The organism is Mesorhizobium loti (genome assembly GCA_014189435.1).
Classification (GTDB): Bacteria; Pseudomonadota; Alphaproteobacteria; order Rhizobiales; family Rhizobiaceae; genus Mesorhizobium; species Mesorhizobium loti_G.
This window is the reverse complement of sequence record CP050293.1, coordinates 2,752,947-2,776,559: the sequence shown is the minus strand read 5'-3', so window position 1 is coordinate 2,776,559 and position 23,613 is coordinate 2,752,947. Positions and strand designations below refer to the sequence as shown.

Here is a 23,613-nt window from a genome sequence, read left to right as displayed (position 1 = left end):
AAACGTCCATGCCATCGATTTTTTGCTTTTATGCATGTCGTTCCCGCCAAAACCGGGGCCACTTTTGAGCGACATGCATCAGCGCAGCCAGCCGATCGCCAGTTCCTTGACGGCATCGAGCGCGCGCTGCGGCAGCGTGCCGACGCCGATCGATTCGGCGGCGAAAAGCGGCGTCTCCTGGCTCAGCGTGTCGCCGATCCAGACGCGCAGCGCCCCCACCGGCTGCCCCTCCTCCACCGGTGCAGCAATGGGGCCGTTGTAGACGATCCTGGCCGTCAGCTTGTCGCGGTTGGTGATCGGCAGGAAGATGTCTATCGGGCCCTTGGCCTTCAACGTCACGCCGGATTTCGCGCCGCCGAAAACCTGGGCCTCGCCGACCACTTCGTCCTTGGCGAAGATCTCGGTCTTCTCGAAGGAGCGGACGCCCCAGTCGAGCAGCTTTCGCGCCTCCTCGGCGCGCTCCTTGTCGTTGGCCAGTCCGCTCATCGCCGCGATCACCCGCGTGCCGTTGTGGCTGACCGAACCGACGATGCCGAAACCCGACGCCTCGCTCGCGCCGACCGCCAGGCCGTCGGCGCCGATGTCCATCGCCAGCAGCGGATTGCGGTTCCTCTGCGAGATCTTGTTCCAGGTAAAATCCTTCTGGCTGTAATAGCGATAGAAATCCGGATAATCGCGCCACAGGTGCACAGCAAGCTGCGCAAGCTCGCGCACGGTCGTCTGCTGCCCATCCGCCGGCAGGCCGGTCGAATTGACGAAAGTCGAGGTCTTGAGACCGATCTGGCGGGCGCGTTCGGTCATCTGCGCGGCAAAATTTTCTTCGGATCCGGACATGCCTTCGGCGATGACGATGCAGCCGTCATTGGCCGCCTGCACGGTCACGCCCTGGATCAGGTCATCGAGCCGCATCGATGATTTGAGCTTGGCAAACATCGTCGATGTTCCCGAAGGCGCGCCGCCCTTGCGCCAGGCGTTTTCGCTGACCACGAACGTATCGTCGAGCTTCAGGCGGCCGGCCTTGATGGCGTCGAACACCACCTCCATGGTCATCAGCTTGGCCATCGAGGCCGGCTGTATCGGCTTGTCGGCATCCTTCGAAAACAGCACCGTACCGGTCTCGGCGTCGATCATGAAGACCTGCGCGGCCTTGGTCTCGAAAAGCTGCGCACGGGCTGGAGCCTGGGACAACAGCAGCAGGCCAAAAACCAGAAGCCCGGCGAGAGGCGGGAGCAAGCGCAATTGCATGATATTCGACCCGTTGGCCGGCACGGCCGGCAAGCCCGCGAAAAGTATCAGGCTTTTCCCGCGGCGGATCAACCGCGCAGCGGAAATCCGACCCGGCTTGCGCTCAGTTGCGCACAGCCAGTGCATCGGGCGCGCCGTGCGACCAGGCTGCCTGCAGCAAATCATCCAGATTGCGGTGGCCATCGGGATAGAGATTGACCGAATACCAATCCTTGCCATCGAGTTCCGAACGCTGGATCTCGATCTTGCCATACGCGGCAAGCTGAGCGGCGATGCGCCTGGCCTCCGCTGCATCCTCGAACGAACCAGCCGCGACGTAGTCGGTGGATAGACCGGCCGGTGGCGGCTGCCGCTTCCACGATTGGAGCACGTCGGCAGGCGACATGCCATCGCCACCCAGCGCGGCAAGGGCATTGGAGGCGCGTTCCACCCGCTCGTCCGCATAGGACAGCGAGGCCACCGCAAACGGTGATTGCCGCGGCAGACCGATTTCCGGGCGCTCCGGTACGATCGGGCCGAAATCGGGCAACGCCAGATCGCCAAAGGCGGGCGATTGCGCCGACATCACCGGCTGGACCGAGCCTGAATCGGTCAACTGACCCGGAAACGGCACGGCAGCGGTGCCGGCAGGCAGGCTTGGCGACGGCCCGTTCATGGCGACCATGACGCCGGTCGGCAGCCCGTCCGACGGATCCGGTGCCCTGTTGCCGGGGTGGTAGGAGGCCATCAGATACTGGTCGTCATCGCCGTCGAGCGGTGCGCGGCCGACATACTCGACCTTCACTTGAGCGGTGCCGATGTTGGCATAGTCAAGCATTTGCGCGGCGCGCTCCGACACATCGATGATGCGGCCCTCGTGATACGGGCCGCGATCGTTGACGCGAACGATGACCGAACTGCCGGTCTTGAGATTGGTGACGCGGGCATAGCTTGGCAGCGGCATGGTCGGGTGCGCAGCCGTCAGATGGGTCATGTCGTAGACTTCGCCATTGGCGGTAAGCCGGCCGTGGAAGGCATCGCCATACCAGGAGGCCAGGCCGACCTTGGCGTAGCGCTTGTCTTCCTTCGGGTAATACCACTTGCCGCGGACCTGATAGGGCTTGCCGAGCTGATCCCTGCCGCCGCCACGCTGGATGCGGCCGTTCTGGGAGAACACACGCGGGCTTGCCTTCACGCCATATTCGGATTCGGCGAAGTATTCCTTGGAGCGGGTCTTCTTGTAGACCATCGCTTTGGGCTCAGGCTGCGACGCGCAAGCCGCCAGCAAGGCGGCCGACACGGCCAACAACGCGACTGTAGCAGCGCGACGAAGACGCGGGTGCGTCACAGCCTGCATTTTCCTGATGTCCCCTTCAGTCTCAACTCAAGGCGCCGCGTTCAACCATCAGAGGAGCCAAAACACTCACCCGACAAATGCTAACGACGCCTAAAACCCCGATCCTTTGTGCGCAGGAATTGTTTATCACGGTATTAACCGATTGTGGCCGGAACCAGGCAAGATTGTGACGTCGCCGCCGTGCGGAGCACCCTGAAAAGTCACCGCTTGTCGTTCTTCTGCGCGAGGCTCATGTAGTGGCTCCGGCCACAGAGCGCCTTGGCTTCGCTTCTCCCGGGCACTGTCTGCCGGTTGACAGGTCTTTGTCGGGCACACTAGAGCAGTGGACCGCGACTGCTAAGTCCTTGTCTGTCAAGGCGTTACGCCACCCACGGGCGCCTATTGTGCGACAATGCCCCGTCTCATCCCGTAGCGTTGCGTTGCAAAAAGCGTAGCAAGTCGTTCGCTGGCTGTTCTGAGTGCTTTCTCTGGTCGGCGAGGCCTTGCAGATGATCGGCGAGGATGTCGAGCGGATCGGTCACGCGGCACCCGCTTCGCCCGACATCAAGGAACGATTCCGCCCGCCATATGTTTGAAGCTCATGATGAACACCATCAAACCCCACGGAATCGGGATGGCGTCCGATGTCGCCAATGCCAAGCAGCGCATCGAACGGGCCGAGCTCGCGATTGAACGCACGGAAAAGATGGTGGCCGAAAACATTGAGCGGTCCGGCAGGATTCGACGTCTGGTCGAGGCCGCCATACAAGATCGATAGCCCCAAATGACAATGCTGTTTGAGCCACTGGACTGGTCAAAGCGCTCGGCCAGGCCGTGACGTGGGGGAGGCTGTCTCGCAATCCTGCATTGAAACAACCGCGCCCAAGATCGAACGACAAAAGATGCTCGCCTACGACGTCAGCCAGACGGCCACGTTGCTTGAGACCCTTCGGCCGACGCGGATGTTTATCCCGATCCTGCTGGCAGTGACGTGCGGTTTGCGTCGCGGCGAAATCCTTGCCCTTCGCTGGCGCCACCTGGAGCTTGGAGACAATCGCCGGCAGATGTCGATCGAGGAAAGCGCGGAGCAGACCAACGACAGCGTGAAGTACAAGGAGCCGAAGTCAGGGCGGGCGCGCACCGTGGCGGGCTTTTCATTTGGCTGTGGGGACTAGGCGGGATTGGCGGGAAAATGCTGTCGCTTTCGAGTGTCAGCAGATGTGGTAAGGTTGATTGTCGGCGAGGAGCAGAGGTCCAGCAACAATGACTTTGAGACGAACCAGAGCTTACGGCACATCCGGCTTGGTTCTAGCGGTTTGCATTGTATTTGCTTGGCAGAATGCCACTGCCGCTCAAAATTGCGACGCAGCCGCGACGCCTGGCGTCAATTGGCAGGACTGTGACAAAAAGCTTCTCATCCTAAAAGGACAGGACCTGAGCGGGTCGAACCTGATCGGTGTTGATTTCACTTCGACCGACCTCAGGAACAGCAATCTCCTTGCGGCAAATTTTGAGAAGGCAACGCTTGTGCGTGCTTCCCTGGCCGACTCGACCGCCAAAGGCGCCCGGTTCGACAAAATCGAGGCCTACAGGACCGACTTCAGCCATATGGACGCGCAGGGCGCTGTGTTTACGAGCGCGGAAGTGCAGCGCTCGAATTTCCAGGACGCCAATCTGACCAATGTTGATTTCACAAAGGCGGAATTGGGGCGAGCGCAGTTCAATGGCGCCGATATCAGCGGCAGCCGCTTTTCGTTTGCCAATCTCGCGCGGGCGGACTTCCGAGGAGCGACGTTCACCGCGCCGATAGACTTTGACCGCGCTTTTTTCTTTCTGACCCGTATCGAAGGCCTCGATCTTTCCAATTCGGCGGGTCTATCCCAGTGGCAGCTCAACATGGCTTGCGGAGACGCCCGGACCGAGTTGCCTTCTGGCTTGACGAGGCCTGAAGACTGGCCCTGTAGCGAGCCATAGGCTCGGCGCCGTGTCGCTGCCGGGGGCTGAAATCGTCAAGCGCGCCCTTGCGGGGGCGAAGCTTGCGCGTAATGGTTCGGACGATGGAAGAACCTTTCAGCTTGCCCGATGCATCGGACGATCCATTTGCCGTCTTGGCAACGACATCGTTGATTGGCTTTATCTCGATCAGAGATCACAACAACGAAATTGCACGCGAGCATCACTCCCTTGGTTCCGGCACTTTGGTGAGGATGCCAGGCGATAAATTCGGTGTGCTGACCGCAGCGCATGTGCTCGACGATCTGCCCGACACAGGGAAGCTGGGATATTTGACATTCAACAGACAAGACAGCTTTCAGCAGGCAAAGATCGACGCAGGACTGACCAAGAAGGTTTATGCCCCGGGCTGGGTGTCCGGCGCTGTGGTTCCTGACTTAGGCTTCCTTCAGATTTTCGACACGGACGCGTTGAACGCCATGCACGCGCGGGGCTGCTCCTTTTACAATTTAGACCGCGAACGAGAGATAAAGGGTCTGACGTCGAACGGTCTAGCTTTGGAATACATCGCAACTGGCGTCGTGGCCGAGACGCGCGTCGAGGTTCCCGCCGGTGAAGATGGCGCGCCCCAGCGCACTGGATTTACCGCCATCGCTGGCTACTGCTCGGAACCGGAGCGATTGGCCGAGATCGATGACTTTGTCATCCTTAGCGTAGTGATCGACGTTGAACGCCACCCAACGACATACGGGGGAGTCAGCGGTGGAGGTTTGTGGATCGTTGCTGCTCCGAATGGGGATGTTAAGCGACTGCAGCGTTTTTTGCGTGGCGTCATCTTCTTCGAAACAGACGCAGATGCTGATGGGGTTCGCGTTCTCAGAGTGCATGGCTTAGAAGACTTCGAAGGGCTTCTGATCTCACAATTTCGCTAGGCGCCGTTCCAGCGCGCGTTCACCCTTTGCCCGCTGTTCAGCATCGTATGGGCGCTATACGTCTCCGCGCGGCTCGTGGTCGAGTTGCGACGGCATCGCAAGGAACTGGCCGAGCACCGCCTGAAGCTTGGCATGGGCAAGGACGAGAAGGATCTGGCGTTCCCGACATGGGACGGCCGCATTCGGACCCCTCGCCCGTTCTCGAAGGAGTTCGCTCGAGAAGCCGAAACCGCGGGCGTTCCCCAAGTTACCTTCCATGGGCTCCGGCATACCCACATTACGCACCTGTTGCGCGGCGGCGTCCCTGTGCATGTGGTGTCGGCCCGAGCCGGCCACGCCAACCCGTCGGTCACGCTGAACATTTATGCTCACCTGTTACCAGGACAGCAGGAAGGTGCCGCTGCGGTGGTTGACGCGGCCCTCAATGCCGCACTACAGGAATGAAGCGCGAACCAGTCGGGAACGCCTTCGGTGCCAATCCGGTGCCAACAGGCTAAGACCAGCCGGCAGCGCACTACCTAAGTGGTTGAAAAATCACAATGGAGGAATGGCCGAGCGGTTTAAGGCACCGGTCTTGAAAACCGGCGTGGGTGCAAGCTCACCGTGGGTTCGAATCCCACTTCCTCCGCCATTTGCCACGTGTGCCCGACCCAGAGACATGGGTACCAGTCTGTACCTAAGACATGGGTGACAACCTCGTGCCGAACGGGTTGTCGATTGGTTGCAAGGTCCTCTGTTCCAGGTCGATGTATCCGAGATCAAGAGCCAAATGCGTCGTCGACCTCGGTGATACCGAGCCTCTGTCCTGGATAATGGCTGGAGGAAGTGGTCGTTGATCATGCCGGCCGCCCTGCATTCAGGCATGGGCGGCCGTCTTGTGGAGCGGGGATGACGCGGCTCGATAAGCAGTCAGCGTGTTGGCGCTGGATCGCTCAAAACTTTCGTCACCCCATCCAGCTCAGCCCGCGGTGCTCGGCGCCGGCGTGTTGAGCAGCTGCTGCTCCCAGAGGTACGCGATGCCGCTGCCGCCGAAATGCTGGATGAGAATCTCGGTCAGCTCCTCGACATGCTCGGTGCGCGCCCAATCGCGTTGCCATTCGCCAGCGAGCGCCATCACGGTCATCACGTTCGCGCCGGCCGCGATCATCCGCTGGATGGCAACTTCGTGAGACTCCTTCGAAATCCCGCCCGACGCGTCGGTGATCACGGTCACGTCCCAGCCTTCGCCGGCTGCCTGGATCACAGGCATTGCGACGCAGACCTCGGTCCACAGGCCGGCAATGATCAGCTGCTTGCGGCCGGTCGCCTTGACGACGTTCACCACATTCTCGTCCTGCCAGGTGTTCACCCAGGTGCGATCGATGACTTCCTGGTCCGGAAATACCTCGGTGATCTGCTTAAAGAGAAGTCCACCGCGCGCCGCGATCACGCTGGTGAGAATGGTCGGAACATTGAAGGCTTTTGCTAGCTTCGCCAGCGCGGTCGTGTTGTTGACCACCATGTGCGGATCGTGGCTGTTCAGGTTTGCGAGCTGGTAAGGCTGGTGGTCGATCAGAACGAGGACCGAATCCTCGGGGCGAAGAAGTGAATCAAGGCCGTTACGAAAGGTCATAAAGACATCCTTTCTCCGTCGCGATGGACGGCAATGGGTTCATGGGAGACATGCGCCGGCGGGCGACGTTGCCTGGAAGCAATTTGCTGTTCCTCTTGGTGATGCGGTAGTGCTATATTCAGGCAAGCTGTGTCGCGAAACGAGGAACGCCGAGTTGGACATCGAAGATCTACAGACATTCGTCGCAGTGGCCGATGCAGGGGGCGTATCGGCCGCCGCGCGGCGCCTAGGCGTCTCCAAGTCAATCGTCAGTCGGCGGCTCTTTCGGGTTGAAGCGGAACTTGGCGTCCAGCTGCTTGCACGAACGACCCGCGGCGCCTCGCTCACAGAAGCGGGCATCACGTTCAGAGACCATGCGGCCCGAGCCAGCGCCGAGATCGATACGGCTAGGGAAACGATCCTCCCCGCCGGTGAGCTGCGCGGCCGCCTGAGGGTTGCCATGCCGCTTACTTTCGGCGCGACCCATTTCGCCCCCGTGTTAGCGGAAATGGCGCGTCTGCACCCGAAGCTTCACATCCATACTTCTTACAGCGATCGCTTCGTCGATCTCATCGCAGAGGGTTTCGATTGCGCGATCCGGGGCGCCTACCTTCAGGACTCAAACCTAATCGCGAAGCGCGTCGGGCCGATCCATGGAAAGCTTGTCGCGAGCCCGGATTACATCAAAGCGCACGTGTCACCCGAGACTCCGGACGAACTCGTCACCCATCAGGCCCTCATGCAGGGAACGGAAGCCTGGCAGTTCATGGATGGCGACAAGATTGTTACGGTCCAGCCGCAGGGCAGGTTCAAGGCCGACAGCGCCACGGCGCTTGCCGCTGCGGCGGCGGCAGGTCTCGGCATCGCCTGGCTCCCCGATTGCATCACACATGAATATGTGGCCTCCGGTGCGCTGGTCCCGATCATGACACGCTATCCGGTGCCTCCGGGAGCCGCGTATGTCGTCCGCCCGCCTGGTCAGCATCCTACGCGGAAAGTGCGGGTGCTCACCGAGATGCTGATTGAATATTTCAAACGCAACCCGGATCTTTGGGGGCTTGACGGCTAGGACACGAACGCGTCGGCGCCCTTACGCAAAAACGGCAGAGCCTTTAGCCCTTTGGAAAGGGAGATGTGGTTCTTCTCAGAGGCGCAGACGGCGCGCCGGGGCGAATGGATGGATATCTTTGGTATCAAGGCACTTTTGATCTGCGCGCTGATCTTCATTCCGTTCGAACATCTGTTTGCCGAGCGGCCGCAGAAGATTTTTCGCAAGGGTCTGGCTGTTGACCTGATCTATCTGCTGTTCAACGGCTTCATCGTAAAAGTTGCCATCGTCATGATAGCGGCCGGTGCCCTCGGCGCCGCTGCGATCCTGGTCCCGCAAGCGATAACGCAAGCCGTCAGTGGTCAGCCCGTCTGGCTGCAGGTTGCGGAAATCATCGTGATCACCGACATCGGCGTCTATTGGGCACATCGGGCCTTCCACAAAATCCCCGCGCTTTGGAAATTTCATGCAGTTCACCACGGCATCGAGGAACTGGACTGGCTCGGTGCTTTCCACAATCACCCGGTCGACATCATCGTCACGAAGGCAGTATCGCTGACGCCGGTCTATTTCCTCGGCTTCTCCGACGCCTCGATCGCCCTTTTCTCGATGATCTACTTTGGCCACACGATGCTTGTTCATTCCAACGTGCGCATTCCGTTCGGCCCTTTGAAGTGGCTGATCGCCAGCCCGCAGTTCCATCGCTGGCACCATGCCAACCAACGTGAAGCCTATGACAAGAATTTTGCAGGGCAGTTGCCTGTCCTCGACATGCTGTTCGGAACTTACAATCCCACCGGCGACAAGGTGCCGGAGAAGTACGGCGTCGACGATCCGATCCCCTCCACCTATTTCGGCCAGGTCGGTTATCCGTTCCTGCCTCGCAGGAAGTCATCGAATCAAGCAGCGCCGAGCACGGAAACACCACCGGAAGGCTTTTCGCCTCGAATCGGCTAAACCTTCGAGGCATGAACGAGACCTCACTCTATGCGCCGGTGAAGCGGTTCCTCGAAAACCTGGATTTCGTCGTGAAAGGCGAAATCGGCGGCTGCGATATTGTTGCATTGCGCGAGGGGGAGCCGCCTGTCGTCGTCATCTGCGAACTGAAGCTGCAGTTCAATCTGGAACTGGTGCTGCAAGGCGTCGATCGCGCGGCCGCCTGTGACGAGGTGTGGCTTGCCGCGCGCCTATCGGCCCGCGGCAAGGGACGCGAGAGCGATGCCAGGTTCCGCAATCTCTGCCGCCGCCTTGGCTTCGGTCTGCTTGGCGTGACCGTGACGGACCGGGTCGAGGTGCTTCTCAGCCCGATCGCGCCGACGCCGCGCAACAATGCACGCCGGCGCTCTCGCCTGGTCGACGAGCACCAGCGCCGTCGCGGCGATCCCGTTGTGGGAGGAGGATCGCGCAATCCGATCATGACGGCCTATCGCCAAAGCGCCCTCGCCTGCGCTGCCGCCATGATGGACGGACCCAGGCGCCCGCGCGATCTGAAGGCGCTGACGCCGATCGCGCCGAAGATCCTGCAGCACAATGTCTATGGCTGGTTCGCGCGCGTCGACCGTGGTCTCTACGATCTCACCGATGCCGGCCGCGCCTCGTTGGTCCGTTGGCCACAGGCTTCGCACGATGAATCCCGACACGCAATTTTGAACGCATCGGCCATTTGATTGATGACGCCTGCGGGGTCCTAGCCGGTCCCGTTAGTTGATTTCTCCGACAAAATATGTTGCTTGTCCCGCCCATGAAGAAGCTCTGCATGACCGCCCTGGCGTCCGTGGCACTGAGTTTTCCAGCCAACGCAATGGACAGTGCATTGCGCGCCGGCTTGATGAAACTCGATCCCCAAACCCGCCTTGAACAGCGTTGTGACGCTGAAGTTCTTGACCGGATCACCCACGACGATCGCAAGTTCAAAGCCGATCGCGTCGTCGCCTATGCCTTCGCGACGCCCGAGATGGGCGCGGATGCAATCAGGAGCCCGGGTGCTGCGTTTCGCAGCAAGGGCCAATGGTACCGGCTGAAATTCAAGTGCCAGACGGCGCCCGACCATATGGAAATTTTGCAGCTCCGCTATCGGATCGGCGACGAGATTCCGGAAGCCGATTGGGCAAAGTACAATCTCTACGATTGATTTGTGATCGGCCGGGGTGGTTCTTGCCCGGCTGCTGGCGAGTGCAACGAAGCCTTCGGTCTGGCTTTGACGTAGCGATGCTTCGGTGAGGTCACCACGAGTGATCCCTTGACGCCAAGGGACCACCAAGTTAGGGCCGTCTGGATAATCGACGAACACTCGGCAAACCAGCAAGGGCTTCCGGTCGATGGACATTTTCAGCGCTGCCAGCCTGACCGCCCTGCTCCAGGTCATCGCCATCGACCTCGTGCTTGCCGGTGACAATGCGATCGTCATCGGCCTTGCCGCTGCCGGCCTGCCGGCCGAACAACGCAAGAAGGCGATCCTTATCGGCGTGCTGGCGGCAACGGTGCTGCGCATCGGTTTTGCCGCGGTCACCGTCAAGCTGCTGGCGATCGTCGGCCTGTTGCTGGCCGGCGGTATCTTGCTGCTGTGGGTCTGCTGGAAGATGTACCGCGAACTGCGCACGTCCCATGCCGACGAGCTGGAAGCGACCGAGGCGCTGTCGAACTCCGATCTCAACAGCGACAATGCGGTGGCCGGCAAGGCGAAGCGCAAGACGCTCGGCCAGGCCGCCTTGCAGATTGTCGTCGCCGACGTGTCGATGTCGCTCGACAACGTGCTGGCGGTCGCGGGTGCCGCGCGCGATCATTTTCCGGTGCTGGTCATCGGCCTCGTGCTGTCGATCGCGCTGATGGGCCTCGCCGCGACGTTCATCGCCAAGCTGCTGCATCGCCACCGCTGGATCGCCTATGTCGGCCTGCTGATCATTTTCTATGTCGCTGTGGACATGGTCTATCGCGGCGCGGTGGAAGTCTGGCCGCATCTAAACGGCGTGGTCAGCTGAGGCTGCCGGCCAGCCGAGTTTTCGATCCACAAAGCAAGGTCCGCAGCGCAATCGCCGTGCGTTTTGCCGCATCGCAGGCCTGCCCATACCAATGCCGCAATAAGTGTGGTACTGCGCCGGCAATCCTGAAAAGCCCGGAAACCCTCTATGTCCGCTCCTCGCGTGAGTTTTGTCAGTCTTGGATGCCCGAAAGCCCTAGTGGATTCGGAACGCATCATCACGCGCCTGCGCGCCGAAGGTTACGAGATCGCCCGCAAGCATGACGGCGCCGACCTTGTCGTCGTCAACACCTGCGGCTTTCTCGATTCCGCCCGCGACGAGTCGCTCAACGCCATCGGCTCCGCGCTTTCGGAAAACGGCAGGGTCATCGTCACCGGTTGCCTCGGCGCCGAACCGGACGTCATTCGCGAAAAACACCCCAATGTGCTGGCGATCACCGGGCCGCAGGCCTATGAGAGCGTGATGGCCGCCGTGCATGAGGCCGCACCACCTTCGCACGACCCCTATGTCGATCTCTTGCCGCCGCAGGGCGTCAAGCTGACGCCGCGCCACTACGCCTATCTCAAGATTTCCGAAGGCTGCAACAACCGCTGCACCTTCTGCATCATTCCCGCACTGCGTGGCGACCTGGTCTCGCGGCCCGCCGCCGATGTGCTGCGCGAGGCCGAGAAACTGGCCAAGGCCGGCGTCAAGGAGCTCCTCGTCATCTCGCAGGACACCAGCGCCTACGGCATCGACATCAAGTACCAGACATCAATGTTCGGCGACCGCGAGGTGCGCGCAAAATTCCTCGATCTCTCCGAGGAACTGGGCAAGCTCGGCATCTGGGTGCGCATGCACTATGTCTATCCCTACCCGCATGTCGCCGACGTCATTCCGCTGATGGCGGAGGGCAAGATCCTCCCCTATCTGGATATTCCGTTCCAGCATGCCTCGCCCCAGGTGTTGAAGAACATGCGCCGGCCGGCGCATGGCGAAAAGACGCTCGAGCGCATTCGCGGCTGGCGCGAGGTCTGCCCGGATCTCGCCATCCGCTCGACCTTCATCGTCGGCTTCCCCGGCGAGACGGACGACGATTTCGAGATGCTGCTCGATTGGCTCGATGAGGCCAAGATCGATCGCGCCGGCTGCTTCAAATACGAGCCGGTCCGGGGCGCCCGTTCCAACGATCTCGGTCTCGAACAGGTCCCGCAGGAGATCAAGGAGGCGCGCTGGCACCGCTTCATGCAGCGCCAGCAGAAGATTTCGGCAACGCAGCTGGCCAAGAAGGTCGGCAAGCGCCTGCCGGTGCTGATCGACGAGGCGCACGGCACATCGGCAAAGGGCCGCACCAAATACGATGCGCCCGAGATCGATGGCTCGGTGCATATCCAGTCGCGCCGTCCGCTGCGCCAAGGCGATATCGTCACCGTCAAGATCGACCGTGCCGACGCCTACGATCTCTACGGTTCGGCGGTCTGACGGGGCCGTATTTACTACATCTAGCGATAATTCAGCCGTCTTAACCCGCTCAGCCGCGATCCGCTCTATGGTTTCTGGATCGTAAAAGCGGGAATTCGGATGAACACCAGACCTGCTGGGCAGGATTACATCGCAACGCTGGACCTGCTCAGGCTGGCGGCTGCACTTGCCGTTGTGTTCTTTCACTATTTCTTCCGTGGCGCGGCGGCCGAAGGTTACCTTGCCAAGGGCTATCCGCTTGCCGCACCGGTGGCTCTCTACGGCTATCTCGGCGTCAATTTGTTCTTCCTGATCAGCGGCTTCGTCATTGCCTGGTCGGCGGAAAACCGCAGCTGGGACCAGTTTGCGATCGCGCGGTTCGTTCGCCTCTATCCGGGCTTCCTGCTCTGCATGACGATCACCTTCGTGATTGTCGCCCTTGCCGGCTCACCGCTGCTGCCGGTCTCTTTTGTCCAGTATGCAGCCAATCTCTCAATGTTTGCACCGGCCTTCGGCCAACCCTTCATGGACGGCGTCTACTGGTCGATCGTGCTTGAACTGGTTTTCTACGGTTGGGTGACGCTGGCCCTGTTCACCGGGCTCTTCCAGAAACGCAAGCTGGAGCTGATCTTCATCTGGCTGGCGATCTCGGCCTTGAACGAATTCTTCGTCGGCAGCGGCGCCGCCAGGCTGCTGTTCATCACCGAATTCGGGCCGTTCTTCGCCGCCGGCGTGCTGGTCCACCACCTCCACGCGCATGGCCGTTCACTGGCGGCCTTGCTGCTGCTTGCCGCCGCGTTCCTGATCTCGTGTGGAACGCTGTCGGTGACGCAGCATTGGATGCTTGGCCACTACGGCATTGCCGTTTCGTCGGCCAATCTGGTCGTTGCCAATGTCGTCATGCATGGCACGCTGATTGGGGCGGTCCTGCTGCGCAACCGTGTCAGGCCATCGGCGCTCACTCTGGCGCTGGGCGGTTTGACCTATCCGCTTTACCTGCTGCACCAGGACATCGGCTATCTCGCTATCAATGCCGCAGCACCGCTGGTCGGGAAATGGTTTGCCGCCTTTGGCTGCGTCACTCTCATGCTCTTCGCTTCGTGGGCGATCTGGCGCAGCTGCGAACGACCCGCGCAGCGGCTGCTGAGGATTTGGCTCGGCCGCGCGGTCGATGCCGGACGGGCGCGATTTCGCCGCGTCTCTGCCGGAGCGCAGCCCGCCGAATGAAAAAGGGCGCCTCGCGGCGCCCTCCTCATTTCGATCTCTTGCGCTGCTTACTGCGGCAACTTGTCGTCGACGCCCTTCACATAAAAATTCATGCCGAGCAGCGTGCCGTCATCGGCGACTTCGCCGTCCTTCAGCCAAGGCGTGCCGTCCTGCTTGGCCACCGGTCCGGTGAAGGGGTTCCAGCCGCCGGCGATCTTCTTCTCGGTTGCTTCGGCCATCGCCTTCACATCGTCGGGCATGTTGGTGAACGGGGCGAGCTTGACCGCGCCGTCCTTGATGCCGAGCCAGACATTGTCCGGCTTCCAGGTGCCGTCGAGGGCTGCCTGGACCCGGCTGATGTAATAGGGACCCCATTCGTCGGTCAGCGAGGTCAGCTGTGCATTCGGCGCGAACTTGATCATGTCGGAGGACTGGCCGAAGCCGTGCAGCTTGCGCTCCTCGGCCACCTGCAGGGCAGCGGTCGAATCGGTGTGCTGGACGATGATGTCGGCGCCCTGGTCGAACAGCGCCTTGGCGGCGTCGGCTTCCTTGCCCGGGTCGAACCACGAGTTCACCCAGACGATCTTGGCTTTGAAGTTAGGGTTGATCGACTGTGCGCCGAGCATGAAGGAGTTGATGCCCATCACCACTTCGGGGATCGGGAAGGAAACGATGTAGCCGGCAACGCCGGCCTTCGATTCTTTGGCGGCGATCTGGCCGAGCACGTAGCGGCCTTCGTAGAAACGCGCATTGTAGATGCCGAGATTGTCTGATGTCTTGTAGCCGGTGGCGTGCTCGAACATCACCTTGGGGAATTTCTTGGCGACCTTCACTTCCGGGTCCATGAAGCCGAAGGACGTGCCGAAGATGATCTTGCAGCCTTCGCGCGCCAAACGCTCGAAAGCACGGTCGGCGTCGGGGCCTTCCGAGACGTTTTCGAGATAGGCGGTTTCGACCTTGTCGCCGAGCGCCTTCTCCACTTCGAGACGGCCCTGGTCGTGCTGGTAGGAATAACCGAAGTCGCCGATCGGGCCGGTGTAGACCCAGCAGGCCTTCAGCTTGTCCGCAGCCTCGGCGGTCGCTGCCAGCGACATTGCCGCGGTCGTGGTCATCAGGGCAATAAGCAGTTTTTTCATTGTGTTACCTCTCTGAGTTAAGCCTTGGAGCTTCCCGTTTGTTTTTATTGTCAACGATCCGGAACGAATGGCTGCCCCAAGGAAGCCGGCGTGTTCATCATCGTCAGACGCTTGTTGCGCGAGATTAGAACGAGAACCACGACGGTTGCCAGATAGGGCAGCGAAGAAAGGAACTGCGAAGGCACTGGAATGCCAAAAGCCTGTGCATGAAGCTGTCCGATCCACACCGCGCCGAAGATGTAGGCGCCGGCCAGCACCCGCCATGGCCGCCACGAGGCGAACACCACCAGCGCCAGTGCGATCCAGCCGCGGCCGGCACTCATGTTCTCCACCCATTGCGGCGTGTAGACGAGCGACAGGTGGCCGCCGGCGAGGCCGGCACAGGCGCCGCCGAAGATCACCGCGAGATACCGGTAACGGATGACCTTGATGCCAAGCGCATGCGCCGACGTGTGGCTGTCGCCGATCGAGCGAAGCGTCAGTCCGGTACGCGTCTTGAACAGGAACCACATGACGGCGGCGGTGAGCGCAATCGAGATGTAGAAGATCGGATCCTGGCCGAACAGCAATCTGCCGATGACCGGGATCGAGGTCAGGCCGGGAATGTCGAGGTTGGGCAGCCGTTCGCCGGGCTGGCCGACGAAACTGGTGCCCATCATGCCGGACAGGCCAAGGCCGAGCAGCGTCAGCGACAGGCCGGTCGCCACCTGGTTGGTGGCCAGCGACAGCGTCATGACGGCAAACAGCAGCGAGAACACCGCGCCCATGGCGATGGCCGCCAGCAGGCCGATCCAGGGCGAGCCCGTGAGGTAGCTGGCGCCGAAGCCGCCGACGGCGCCCATGATCATCATGCCTTCGACGCCGAGATTGAGCACGCCTGAGCGCTCGACGACCAGCTCGCCGATCGCCGCGATCAGCAGCGGCGTTGCTGCCGTGGCGATGGTCAGAAGGATGTTTACGGTGATGTCCATCAACGGGCTTCCTTCAGCTTTGGCGTGGCTTCGAGTTTCGCGGCGCCCTGCGGTTTGGTCAGCGCCAGGCCGATCACGCGGATGCGATAGTGAATGAGCGTGTCGCAGCCGAGCACGAAGAACAGCAGCATGCCCTGGAACACCCGCGCCACCTTGTCGGAAATGCCGAGCGCGCTCTGCACCGCTTCGCCGCCGAGATAGGTCAGCGCCAGCACTAGGCCGGCGGCAACGATGCCGAGCGGATTGAGGCGGCCAAGAAAGGCCACGATGATGGCGGTGAAGCCGTAGCCGGGCGAAATGACGGGCTGCAGCTGGCCGATGGCGCCAGAGACTTCCGAGATGCCGGCAAGCCCTGCCAACGCACCCGACAGCAGGAAGGCGAAGAACACCATCCGGTTGAGCCCGAAGCCGGCGAAGCGCCCTGCCCGCGGGCTTGAGCCCAGCACGCGCACCTCGAAACCTTTCAGCATGCGGCTCATCAGGATCCAGACCAGCACCGCGGCGACCAGCGCGAAGACAAAACCCCAGTTTGCCCGTCCGGCATCCGGCATCAGTTCCGGCAACACGGCCGAATCGCCGAACTGGATCGTCTGCGGGAAGCCATGGCCCTGCGGATCGCGCCACGGTCCGCGCACCAGCCAGTCGAGGAAGAGTTGCGCGACATAGACCAGCATCAGGCTGGTCAGGATCTCATTGGTGCCGAAGCGCGTCTTCAGCAGAGCCGGGATCGCCGCATAGGCCGCGCCGCCGATCATGCCGAGCAAAAGCATCAGCGGCAGCACCAGCGGGCCTTCGAACTGCGGAAACAGCACCGGAATGATCGAACCGACAATGCCGCCGAGGATGAACTGGCCTTCGGCGCCGATGTTCCAGATGTTGGCCTTGTAGCAGACCGACAGGCCGACGGCGATCAGGATGAGCGGCGCTGCCTTGATCGCCAGCTCATGCAACTGCCAGACCTGGCTGATCGGCTCGATGAAATAGATATTGAACGCGGTCAGCGGATTGACGCCGAGCAGCGCGAACATGATGGCACCGGCGACGATCGTCAGCGCGAAGGCGATGAACGGCGACAGGGCCGAAAACAGCGCGGAGCGCTGCGGACGTTTGACCAGTTCGAGGCGCATCATGCCGTCTCCAGCGTGTGTTCGGCGTGACCGGGTTCGGCGCCGCCCATCAGCAAGCCGACCTTCTCGAAGGTCGCCTCGGCGATCGGCATCGGCTTCGACAGCGCGCCATTGTGCATGACCGCGATCGCATCCGATATCTCGAACAGCTCGTCGAGATCCTGGCTGATCACCAGCACCGCCGATCCGCTGCGTGACAACTCTATCAAGGCCTGGCGGATGTGGGCGGCAGCGCCCGCATCGACGCCCCAGGTCGGCTGGTTGACCACCATGACGCTTGGCCGGCGGTCGAGTTCGCGGCCAACGATGAATTTCTGCAGATTGCCGCCCGAAAGGGCTGCTGCTTCAGGATCCGGCGCGCTCTTGCGCACATCCATCGCCTCGATGATGCGTTGGGCGGCGGCGTAGATGGCGGCGCTCTTGACCATTCCCCCGGTGCCGACAAACGCCTTGCCGTCGGTTGCGTGGCGCGACAGCAGCAGGTTCTCGGAAAGCTTCATGCGTGGCGCGGCACCGTGGCCGAGGCGCTCTTCCGGTACGAAGGCGGCACCCAGCAGGCGCCGTCCGGTGATGGTGAGGCCACCTGCGTCCTTGCCGCGGATGCGAACCGAGGCGGCATCCTGCTGCAACACCTCGCCGGAGACGGATTCAAAAAACTCGCCCTGGCCGTTGCCGGCGACGCCCGCGATGCCGATCACCTCGCCTGCCCGGACATTCAGGTTGATGCCCTTGAGCGGGATCGAGAACGGCGTTGCCGGCTTGCGGCTGAGGTTGCGGATTTCGAGCAGCGGCTGCGCCTTGTCGATGCCCTCGACCGGCGCGCGCACCACGGCCTGCACCTCGTTGCCGACCATCATGCGGGCCAGCGAAGACGCGGTCTCCTCGCGCGGGTTGCAGTGGCCGACCACCTTGCCATGCCGCAGCACGGTGGCGCGGTCGCAGATGCGTTTGACCTCTTCGAGTCGGTGCGAAATGTAGAGGATGGATTTGCCTTCCGAGCGCAGACGCTCCAGCGTCTCGAACAGCTTGTCGGCTTCCTGCGGCGTCAGCACCGAGGTCGGTTCGTCCAGGATGATGAGCTGCGGTGTCTGCAAAAGGCAGCGGATGATCTCGATGCGCTGGCGCTCGCCCACCGACAGGTCGCCGACCAGCGATTCAGGATCGAGCGGCAGGCCATAGCTGAAGGAAAGTGCCCTCGCCTTCGCCGCGATGCTGCTGATCGGCGAGCCGTCGTCCAGCGACAGCGCGATATTTTCGGCCGCGGTCAGCGCCTCGAACAGCGAAAAATGCTGGAACACCATGCCGATGCCGAGTTTTTTCGCGACGCCGGGGCTGGAAATCCTGACCGCCTGGCCGTTCCAGAAGATCTCGCCGGAATTGGGCTCCAGCGAGCCAAACAGCATCTTGACCAGCGTCGACTTGCCGGCGCCGTTTTCGCCGAGCAAAGCGTGGATTTCACCCCTGGCGATGTCGAGATCGATATGATCGCACGCCGTCAGCGTGCCGAATATCTTGGTGAGGCCACGGACCTCAAGCAGGTTCGTGCCGTCCTGATTTGCACTCACAGTGCCTCCCATCTGGTTAGCCAGATATGTTCTGTGTTCCCGCAAGCATGGTAGGCGCGGCCGGCTCTCATCGGAAAGCGGCACGCGTCTTGAAAGAGCTTCAAGAATTTCAGCGGAAATTCAAGGGATAGCAAGGCATAACGGACTAAGAGACTGTTTTGAAATTCGCTCTGGCGAGTCATATGGGGGTGGTTTCGAGAACCGGAGCGCAGCGGACGTTCGCGTCCGTGAGCTCAGTTCTACTGCGACGCAGTAGAACGGGGAAGCGCAGAAAACGCCCTCAGATGGCCGCCAGAGTAGAGTTTCTAACCAGTCTCTAAGGAATGAGAATGGTCGTCCCTGTCGTCCTGCGGCCCTCGAGATCGGAATGCGCCTTGCCCGCGTCCTTGAGCGCGTAGCGCTGGTTGATCTTGATCTTGACGGCGCCACTGAGCACGACTTCGAACAGGGCTGCGGCGGAGGCCTCGAGTTCCTCGCGTTTCGCATTGTAGACGAACAGCGTCGGCCGGGTTGCGAACAACGAACCCTTCTGGGCCAGCAATGACATGCTGAACGGAGGGATCGGTCCGGAGGACTGGCCGAAGCTGACGAACATGCCAAGCGGCCTCAGGCAGTCGAGCGAGGCCGGAAACGTGTCGTTGCCGACCGAATCGTAGACGACGTCGCATTTCCTGCCGCCGGTGATGGCGGCGACGCCGACGACGAAATCCTGTTCCTTGTAGTTGATGACATGGTCGAAACCATGCGCCTTGGCGAGCTCGATCTTGTCGGACGAGCTGGCGGTGCCGATGACGGTGGCGCCGAGGTGTTTTGCCCACTGGCCGAGGATCAGCCCAACGCCGCCGGCCGCGGCATGGAACAGGATCGTGTCGCCTGCCTTCACCTTGAACGTCCGGCGCAGCAGATATTCCGCGGTCATGCCCTTCAGCATCATCGCGGCGGCCTGTTCGTCGCTGATGCCATCCGGAACCTTGACGACGCGGCTGGCATCGATGACGCGCTCTTGCGCGTAGGCCCCCGTCGTCACGGCATAGGCGATGCGATCGCCCGGCTTCAGCCAGTCGACGCCTTGGCCGACCTCCAGCACCACGCCGGCGGCTTCACTGCCGGGCACGAGCGGGAAGCCGCCGGGCGGCGGATAAAGGCCCGAGCGATGATAGACGTCGATGAAATTGAGGCCGATCGCCGTGTGCCGGATCAGGATATGTCCCGATCCCGGCTGGCCGGGTTCCGCGTCCTCATAGGTCAGGACTTCCGGGCCGCCATTGGCGTGGATGCGGATCGCTTTGGACATAGTCAGGCTTCCTTGAGAAGAGTGGCTGATCAGGCCTTTTTGGCACCGAGGTTGGGAAAGAACTGCATGACGCCACCGATGCAGGCAAGGTAGAGCCCGGTGATGGTGATGCCGATCTTGGTGAAGGTGCTGACCTGTTCGCCCAGCACGCCGATCTGATCGTAGAAGGCGGCGAGTGCCGCCTGCGCCAGGGCAAGCGCACCGAAAGCGCACCACAAAAGGGTCATCGCGAGATTGATGCGCCGCAGCCGCACCACACGCACCGGATGGATGAAGTTGATCGGCACGAAGGTCAGAATGCCGGCCACCACCACCACCGCGAACGAAACCCATTGTCCGGGCTCGATGACGAACAGCGTGAACACCACCATGTTCCAGACCACCGGGAATCCCTTGAAGAAATTCTCCTTCGTCTTCATGCCGGTGTCGGCATAATAGATGGCGCTGGAGACGACGATGATCGCCGCCGACAGGAATGACAGGCCCTCGCCCATGAAGCCGCGCTGATAGAGCGCGAAGGCCGGGATCAGGACGTAGGTCACATAATCGATGATGTTGTCCAGCATTTCGCCCGACCATGTCGGCAGGATTTCCTTGACCTCGAGCTTTCTGGCGATCGGCCCGTCGATGCCGTCGACGAACAGTGCCAGCCCAAGCCACCAGAACATCGCCGTCCAGCGCTCTTCGCTCGCCGCCACCAGCGACAGGAAGGCCAGGAACGAGCCCGAGGCGGTCAGCAGGTGGACGGAGAACGCCCTCGCCTGCGGCCAGGTGACCTTCTTCTTCGGCCGTGGAATCCGATCCGTGATTTTTTTGGCGGCTTTTCGGGCCGTTGTGTTCTTGCTCACGGGCCCCGCCAATCCAGCTTGCAGATCTCGGCCGAACGGCCGGCGAAATTCCAGTTGCGGCCGAAAGCCCGCATCTTGCTCTTGTCGGACCTGGCCACGATGATCTCCGGCGCGATCCAATATTCCGAATTGCTGATCACCGTGTCCTTGTCGCGATCCTTGCCGGGGATAGGTGTCACCGCCCCGTCGATGATCTTCGGTATCTGGAAGATGCGCGTCTTGTCACGCGTCTCATAGGTGATCGGCACCTGCTCGACGCCGAGGAATTTCCCGACCAGGATGGAGAGCAGCGATGTGGTTCCGCCCGCCTTGCCGGTGAAGATCTTCGTCAGCGCCTTGACCGCGTAGACCGAGGCTCGCTTGTCGATGAACAGGCCGGCGGTCCAGTTGCCGCGGCTCATGTAACCGGGGATTTCCATGACCAGCCCAAGATTGAGGTTGGACAGGTCGACGTCGCCGAAATGGCCGGCGTCGATGCGAAACCCGGCCCATGTCTGGCAATAGCCTTCGGTTGGCGGATGGTTGCCGAGCGACAGCACGCAAGGGCAAAAAACCGTGCAATTGCAGGAGAGTACGAGCTCTCCCTTCATTGCCCAGCCATGATCTGCCATCGATTTTCCCCCACTCACAGCGAGACTACTAGCAGCGCGGCTGCCCAGACAAGCAGTATCGCACCGGCCAGCCGGGTTGGAACCCTGCTGGCTGTTTGTTTTTCGATCAGGGTGAACAGCCCGATCAATGCCATCCAGAAGACGTTCATGACGCCGACGGCGAACATCACCAGCATCAATGCCCAGCAGCAGCCGAGGCACCACAGGCCTTGCGCGATCCCAAGCCGAAAGATGCTGGCGGGCCTGGCGCTCCAGTTCGCGAAAAGGATCGAAAACGGGTTCTTGCATTTCTTCAGGCAGGCTTCCTTCAGGCCACTGAACTGGTAGAGGCCGGCAATCAGCAGAGCGAGCGCACCGGCAGCGCCGACGACCGGGTCGAGCATCTCGCCTGAAGAGGCGAATCCATGGGCGGCCAGGGTCAGCGCCGCAAACATCACCGAAGCGGCGAGCCAGACGCAGAGGTAACCGGCGACCAGCACCAGCGGGTGAACGACCGGCTCGCCCTTGATGCGTGCCGTATCAGCGATTTCGCAGTAGGTGCGGATCATTGGCGCGGCCGAAGGCAACATCGTTGCGATCGCCATCAGGAACCACATCAAAACGAGCGCACCGGCCTGCAAGCCGAGACTTGTATCCAACGACACCGGCGAGAGGCAGAGCGCAAAGAACCGTTCCAGGAAATCGGGCAGCGGCAAATGCGGGAGGTTGCGCAGGATCGTGTCGCCGGGGCCGCCGACGCCTGCAATCCGCGCTTCGGCGCCGCGGATTGCCATCGCGGCAAGGAACAGCCAGGCAAGCAGGATACAGGCGCCGATGACGACATTTACCGTGACGCGAGGATTGCGCGCGATGTCGGCCATGGCACGGCCGGTGCGGTCGAGATGGCTGAAATCGTCTTGCTGGCCGGTCATATCATCCGAATGAGCCGAATCGCCGCGTTGATCAAGCGGCATGATCTGACCTATATGCTCATCGAACGGCAGGTCGGGTGGACCGCCTCGCACTGCAAGCCGGAAGCCGATCTTGGAGCATGAGCAAACTGCGCGGATACTGGTTGCTGGCACGGGGCCGGCAGGACTGATCGCGGCGCTCGGTTTTGCCACTGCCGGTTTCCCTGTGACGCTGGTCGGGCCGGAGGCCACAGCCCCCGATGGCCGCACGACGGCCCTGATGAACCCCGCCCTGAAAGTGCTTGAGCGCCTGGGCGTGCTCGAAGACATCAAGGCCAGGGCGGCGCCGCTGAAGATCATGCGCATCGTCGACGCGACCAGCCGGTTGATCCGCAGCCCGGTCGTCACCTTTCGCGCCAGCGAGATCGATGAGGACCAGTTCGGGCTGAACCTGCCCAACAGCGTGCTCAATCCGGCACTCGCCAGCAAGGTTGCCGCGCATGCCGGCATCGAATGGCTGATGTCGATGGTGGCGGACTGGCATCTCGATGCCGGGCACGTGCGTGCCGTCCTGACCGACGGCAGCTCGGTGGACGCATCGCTGGCGGTCGCCGCGGACGGACGCTTGTCGCCGGCGCGCCAGGCGGCCGGCATCTCGACTTCGGCTCGCGCCTATCCGCAGGCGGCTCTTGTCCTCAATTTCGGCCACAGCGGCGACCACGCCTTCACCTCGACGGAATTCCACACCGAGACCGGTCCATTCACGCAGGTCCCGCTGCCCGGCAATCGCTCGAGCCTGGTCTGGGTGGTGAGGCCCGAGACCGCGACCGAACTCTCCGCATTGGACGATGCAGCGCTTTCGATGCGGGTCGAACAGCAGATGCAGTCGATGCTGGGCCGGGTGACGGTCGAGCCGGGCCGACAGATCTACCCGCTTTCGGCGGTGACGCCGCTGCGTTTTGCAAGGGATCGGGTAGCGCTGGTCGGCGAAGCCGCCCATGTGTTTCCGCCGATCGGTGCGCAAGGCCTCAATCTCGGTATCAGAGATGTCGACGATCTGATTGGAATCGCTAGTGAAAACCGTAGCGATCCGGGCGCCGCCAAGGCCCTGGCGGCCTACGACTTCAAGCGCCGGCCCGACATTCTGGCGCGCAGCAGCGCGGTCAACCTGCTCAACATGTCGCTGCTATCCGACATGCTGCCGGCCCAGATGGCCCGCGTTGCCGGGCTCGGCGTGCTCGGTGGCTTTGCGCCGCTTCGCGCTTTTTTCATGCGCGAGGGGCTTCGTCCCGGCAGCGGCTTCGCCGCACTCGCCGGCGGCCTGCGAAGGCCGACACGCTGACAGCGAACTTCCGAACGTTTCCGACAATCCGCGTCATCGACGGCCATCGACATTGCCGCGTGCAGCAAAACCTTTGCGCCGCGCCCTGCGTAGCTTAGAGGCGCGCTTAACGCTTCGGGAT

General features: G+C 61.8%; 24 protein-coding genes, 1 tRNA gene and 2 pseudogenes. 15 read left to right on the top strand and 12 right to left on the bottom strand.

The window, feature by feature from the left end; genetic code table 11:
* Positions 1 to 78: 78 nt before the first annotated feature.
* Both HB777_13485 and HB777_13480 read right to left on the bottom strand, forming a co-directional pair.
* Positions 79 to 1,245, bottom strand: coding sequence for a D-alanyl-D-alanine carboxypeptidase (locus HB777_13485; protein QND64795.1), 1,167 nt, complete (start codon positions 1,243 to 1,245; stop codon positions 79 to 81).
* A 103-nt stretch (positions 1,246 to 1,348) separates the two neighbouring features.
* Positions 1,349 to 2,581, bottom strand: a complete 1,233-nt coding sequence (locus HB777_13480) for a septal ring lytic transglycosylase RlpA family protein (protein QND64794.1) — start codon at positions 2,579 to 2,581, stop codon at positions 1,349 to 1,351.
* 583 nt (positions 2,582 to 3,164) lie between these two features.
* Between HB777_13480 and HB777_13475 the strand changes: the two genes are divergently transcribed.
* The 6 genes and pseudogenes from HB777_13475 to HB777_13450 all read left to right on the top strand — a co-directional run bounded on the left by HB777_13475 (position 3,165) and on the right by HB777_13450 (position 6,076).
* On the top strand, positions 3,165 to 3,338 hold the full coding sequence (locus HB777_13475) for a hypothetical protein (GenBank protein QND64793.1): 174 nt from the start codon (positions 3,165 to 3,167) through the stop codon (positions 3,336 to 3,338).
* Positions 3,339 to 3,370: 32 nt separating this feature from the next.
* Positions 3,371 to 3,708 (top strand): annotated as a pseudogene (locus HB777_13470) (site-specific integrase).
* A gap of 115 nt (positions 3,709 to 3,823) precedes the next feature.
* Positions 3,824 to 4,534 carry a pentapeptide repeat-containing protein gene (locus HB777_13465; protein QND64792.1) on the top strand — a complete coding sequence of 237 codons (711 nt, stop codon included), beginning with the start codon at positions 3,824 to 3,826 and terminating at the stop codon, positions 4,532 to 4,534.
* Positions 4,535 to 4,617: 83 nt separating this feature from the next.
* Positions 4,618 to 5,445, top strand: a complete 828-nt coding sequence (locus HB777_13460) for a hypothetical protein (protein ID QND64791.1) — start codon at positions 4,618 to 4,620, stop codon at positions 5,443 to 5,445.
* Positions 5,446 to 5,520: 75 nt separating this feature from the next.
* Positions 5,521 to 5,889: a tyrosine-type recombinase/integrase gene (locus HB777_13455; GenBank protein ID QND64790.1), complete on the top strand. Its 369-nt coding sequence runs from the start codon at positions 5,521 to 5,523 to the stop codon at positions 5,887 to 5,889.
* A gap of 97 nt (positions 5,890 to 5,986) precedes the next feature.
* A tRNA-Ser gene (locus HB777_13450) sits at positions 5,987 to 6,076 on the top strand.
* A 45-nt stretch (positions 6,077 to 6,121) separates the two neighbouring features.
* On the opposite strand, the pseudogene HB777_13445 reads toward HB777_13450, so the two are convergent.
* Both HB777_13445 and HB777_13440 read right to left on the bottom strand, forming a co-directional pair.
* A pseudogene (locus tag HB777_13445) lies at positions 6,122 to 6,251 on the bottom strand (IS481 family transposase).
* Between the two features lie 152 nt (positions 6,252 to 6,403).
* A complete protein-coding gene (locus HB777_13440; protein ID QND64789.1) occupies positions 6,404 to 7,057 on the bottom strand; it encodes a hydrolase in 654 nt (217 codons plus the stop codon).
* A gap of 154 nt (positions 7,058 to 7,211) precedes the next feature.
* Here HB777_13440 and HB777_13435 point away from each other — a divergent pair, with 154 nt between their 5' ends.
* From HB777_13435 to HB777_13405, 7 genes are all read left to right on the top strand, one after another.
* Positions 7,212 to 8,105 (top strand): LysR family transcriptional regulator, encoded by an 894-nt coding sequence (locus tag HB777_13435; GenBank protein QND64788.1) that lies wholly within the window; start codon positions 7,212 to 7,214, stop codon positions 8,103 to 8,105.
* A 108-nt stretch (positions 8,106 to 8,213) separates the two neighbouring features.
* On the top strand, positions 8,214 to 9,041 hold the full coding sequence (locus HB777_13430; protein ID QND68770.1) for a sterol desaturase family protein: 828 nt from the start codon (positions 8,214 to 8,216) through the stop codon (positions 9,039 to 9,041).
* 11 nt (positions 9,042 to 9,052) lie between these two features.
* Complete coding sequence (locus tag HB777_13425; protein ID QND64787.1) at positions 9,053 to 9,751, top strand: DUF2161 domain-containing phosphodiesterase; 699 nt, start codon at positions 9,053 to 9,055, stop codon at positions 9,749 to 9,751.
* 56 nt (positions 9,752 to 9,807) lie between these two features.
* Positions 9,808 to 10,215: a DUF930 domain-containing protein gene (locus tag HB777_13420; GenBank protein QND64786.1), complete on the top strand. Its 408-nt coding sequence runs from the start codon at positions 9,808 to 9,810 to the stop codon at positions 10,213 to 10,215.
* Positions 10,216 to 10,402: 187 nt separating this feature from the next.
* On the top strand, positions 10,403 to 11,062 hold the full coding sequence (locus tag HB777_13415; GenBank protein ID QND64785.1) for a TerC family protein: 660 nt from the start codon (positions 10,403 to 10,405) through the stop codon (positions 11,060 to 11,062).
* Between the two features lie 147 nt (positions 11,063 to 11,209).
* Positions 11,210 to 12,523: a 30S ribosomal protein S12 methylthiotransferase RimO gene (gene rimO, locus HB777_13410; GenBank protein ID QND64784.1), complete on the top strand. Its 1,314-nt coding sequence runs from the start codon at positions 11,210 to 11,212 to the stop codon at positions 12,521 to 12,523.
* A 99-nt stretch (positions 12,524 to 12,622) separates the two neighbouring features.
* Positions 12,623 to 13,729 carry an acyltransferase gene (locus HB777_13405; protein ID QND64783.1) on the top strand — a complete coding sequence of 369 codons (1,107 nt, stop codon included), beginning with the start codon at positions 12,623 to 12,625 and terminating at the stop codon, positions 13,727 to 13,729.
* A gap of 47 nt (positions 13,730 to 13,776) precedes the next feature.
* On the opposite strand, the gene HB777_13400 is transcribed toward HB777_13405, so the two are convergent.
* The 8 genes from HB777_13400 to HB777_13365 form a co-directional block, all read right to left on the bottom strand.
* The gene (locus HB777_13400; GenBank protein QND64782.1) at positions 13,777 to 14,844 is read right to left on the bottom strand and encodes a BMP family ABC transporter substrate-binding protein; all 1,068 of its coding nucleotides are present in this window, start codon (positions 14,842 to 14,844) and stop codon (positions 13,777 to 13,779) included.
* A gap of 50 nt (positions 14,845 to 14,894) precedes the next feature.
* Positions 14,895 to 15,815 (bottom strand): ABC transporter permease, encoded by a 921-nt coding sequence (locus HB777_13395; GenBank protein QND64781.1) that lies wholly within the window; start codon positions 15,813 to 15,815, stop codon positions 14,895 to 14,897.
* Positions 15,815 to 16,945 carry an ABC transporter permease gene (locus tag HB777_13390; protein ID QND64780.1) on the bottom strand — a complete coding sequence of 377 codons (1,131 nt, stop codon included), beginning with the start codon at positions 16,943 to 16,945 and terminating at the stop codon, positions 15,815 to 15,817. Before HB777_13390 ends, HB777_13395 begins: the two co-directional genes overlap by 1 nt.
* Positions 16,942 to 18,519, bottom strand: coding sequence for an ABC transporter ATP-binding protein (locus HB777_13385; GenBank protein QND64779.1), 1,578 nt, complete (start codon positions 18,517 to 18,519; stop codon positions 16,942 to 16,944). The genes HB777_13390 and HB777_13385 overlap by 4 nt, the downstream gene beginning before the upstream one ends.
* Before the next feature lie 304 nt (positions 18,520 to 18,823).
* On the bottom strand, positions 18,824 to 19,801 hold the full coding sequence (locus HB777_13380) for a quinone oxidoreductase (GenBank protein QND64778.1): 978 nt from the start codon (positions 19,799 to 19,801) through the stop codon (positions 18,824 to 18,826).
* A 29-nt stretch (positions 19,802 to 19,830) separates the two neighbouring features.
* Entirely contained in the window at positions 19,831 to 20,649 is an 819-nt protein-coding gene (locus HB777_13375) for a phosphatidylcholine/phosphatidylserine synthase (protein QND64777.1), read from the bottom strand.
* Complete coding sequence (locus HB777_13370) at positions 20,646 to 21,260, bottom strand: DUF1326 domain-containing protein (GenBank protein ID QND64776.1); 615 nt, start codon at positions 21,258 to 21,260, stop codon at positions 20,646 to 20,648. The genes HB777_13375 and HB777_13370 overlap by 4 nt, the downstream gene beginning before the upstream one ends.
* Positions 21,261 to 21,274: 14 nt before the next feature.
* Positions 21,275 to 22,171: a DUF2182 domain-containing protein gene (locus HB777_13365; protein QND64775.1), complete on the bottom strand. Its 897-nt coding sequence runs from the start codon at positions 22,169 to 22,171 to the stop codon at positions 21,275 to 21,277.
* On the opposite strand from HB777_13365, the gene HB777_13360 reads away from it, so the two are divergent.
* Together HB777_13360 and HB777_13355 are read left to right on the top strand one after the other, a co-directional pair.
* On the top strand, positions 22,142 to 22,294 hold the full coding sequence (locus HB777_13360) for a hypothetical protein (protein ID QND64774.1): 153 nt from the start codon (positions 22,142 to 22,144) through the stop codon (positions 22,292 to 22,294). The two genes, HB777_13365 and HB777_13360, sit on opposite strands and share 30 nt — an antisense overlap.
* Entirely contained in the window at positions 22,284 to 23,492 is a 1,209-nt protein-coding gene (locus HB777_13355) for a UbiH/UbiF family hydroxylase (protein ID QND64773.1), read from the top strand. The genes HB777_13360 and HB777_13355 overlap by 11 nt, the downstream gene beginning before the upstream one ends.
* The last annotated feature ends 121 nt before the right edge of the window (positions 23,493 to 23,613 follow it).

Bases quoted from the DNA above. Each gene is read 5' to 3' on its own strand.
- HB777_13485 (QND64795.1), bottom strand. From the start codon at position 1,245: ATGCAATTGCGCTTGCTCCCGCCTCTCGCCGGGCTTCTGGTTTTTGGC.
- HB777_13480 (QND64794.1), bottom strand. From the start codon at position 2,581: ATGCAGGCTGTGACGCACCCGCGTCTTCGTCGCGCTGCTACAGTCGCG.
- HB777_13475 (QND64793.1), top strand. From the start codon at position 3,165: ATGAACACCATCAAACCCCACGGAATCGGGATGGCGTCCGATGTCGCC.
- HB777_13465 (QND64792.1), top strand. From the start codon at position 3,824: ATGACTTTGAGACGAACCAGAGCTTACGGCACATCCGGCTTGGTTCTA.
- HB777_13460 (QND64791.1), top strand. From the start codon at position 4,618: ATGGAAGAACCTTTCAGCTTGCCCGATGCATCGGACGATCCATTTGCC.
- HB777_13440 (QND64789.1), bottom strand. From the start codon at position 7,057: ATGACCTTTCGTAACGGCCTTGATTCACTTCTTCGCCCCGAGGATTCG.
- HB777_13430 (QND68770.1), top strand. From the start codon at position 8,214: ATGGATATCTTTGGTATCAAGGCACTTTTGATCTGCGCGCTGATCTTC.
- HB777_13425 (QND64787.1), top strand. From the start codon at position 9,053: ATGAACGAGACCTCACTCTATGCGCCGGTGAAGCGGTTCCTCGAAAAC.
- HB777_13420 (QND64786.1), top strand. From the start codon at position 9,808: ATGTTGCTTGTCCCGCCCATGAAGAAGCTCTGCATGACCGCCCTGGCG.
- HB777_13415 (QND64785.1), top strand. From the start codon at position 10,403: ATGGACATTTTCAGCGCTGCCAGCCTGACCGCCCTGCTCCAGGTCATC.
- rimO (QND64784.1), top strand. From the start codon at position 11,210: ATGTCCGCTCCTCGCGTGAGTTTTGTCAGTCTTGGATGCCCGAAAGCC.
- HB777_13405 (QND64783.1), top strand. From the start codon at position 12,623: ATGAACACCAGACCTGCTGGGCAGGATTACATCGCAACGCTGGACCTG.
- HB777_13400 (QND64782.1), bottom strand. From the start codon at position 14,844: ATGAAAAAACTGCTTATTGCCCTGATGACCACGACCGCGGCAATGTCG.
- HB777_13395 (QND64781.1), bottom strand. From the start codon at position 15,815: ATGGACATCACCGTAAACATCCTTCTGACCATCGCCACGGCAGCAACG.
- HB777_13390 (QND64780.1), bottom strand. From the start codon at position 16,945: ATGATGCGCCTCGAACTGGTCAAACGTCCGCAGCGCTCCGCGCTGTTT.
- HB777_13385 (QND64779.1), bottom strand. From the start codon at position 18,519: ATGGGAGGCACTGTGAGTGCAAATCAGGACGGCACGAACCTGCTTGAG.
- HB777_13380 (QND64778.1), bottom strand. From the start codon at position 19,801: ATGTCCAAAGCGATCCGCATCCACGCCAATGGCGGCCCGGAAGTCCTG.
- HB777_13370 (QND64776.1), bottom strand. From the start codon at position 21,260: ATGGCAGATCATGGCTGGGCAATGAAGGGAGAGCTCGTACTCTCCTGC.
- HB777_13360 (QND64774.1), top strand. From the start codon at position 22,142: ATGGCTGAAATCGTCTTGCTGGCCGGTCATATCATCCGAATGAGCCGA.
- HB777_13365 (QND64775.1), bottom strand. From the start codon at position 22,171: ATGACCGGCCAGCAAGACGATTTCAGCCATCTCGACCGCACCGGCCGT.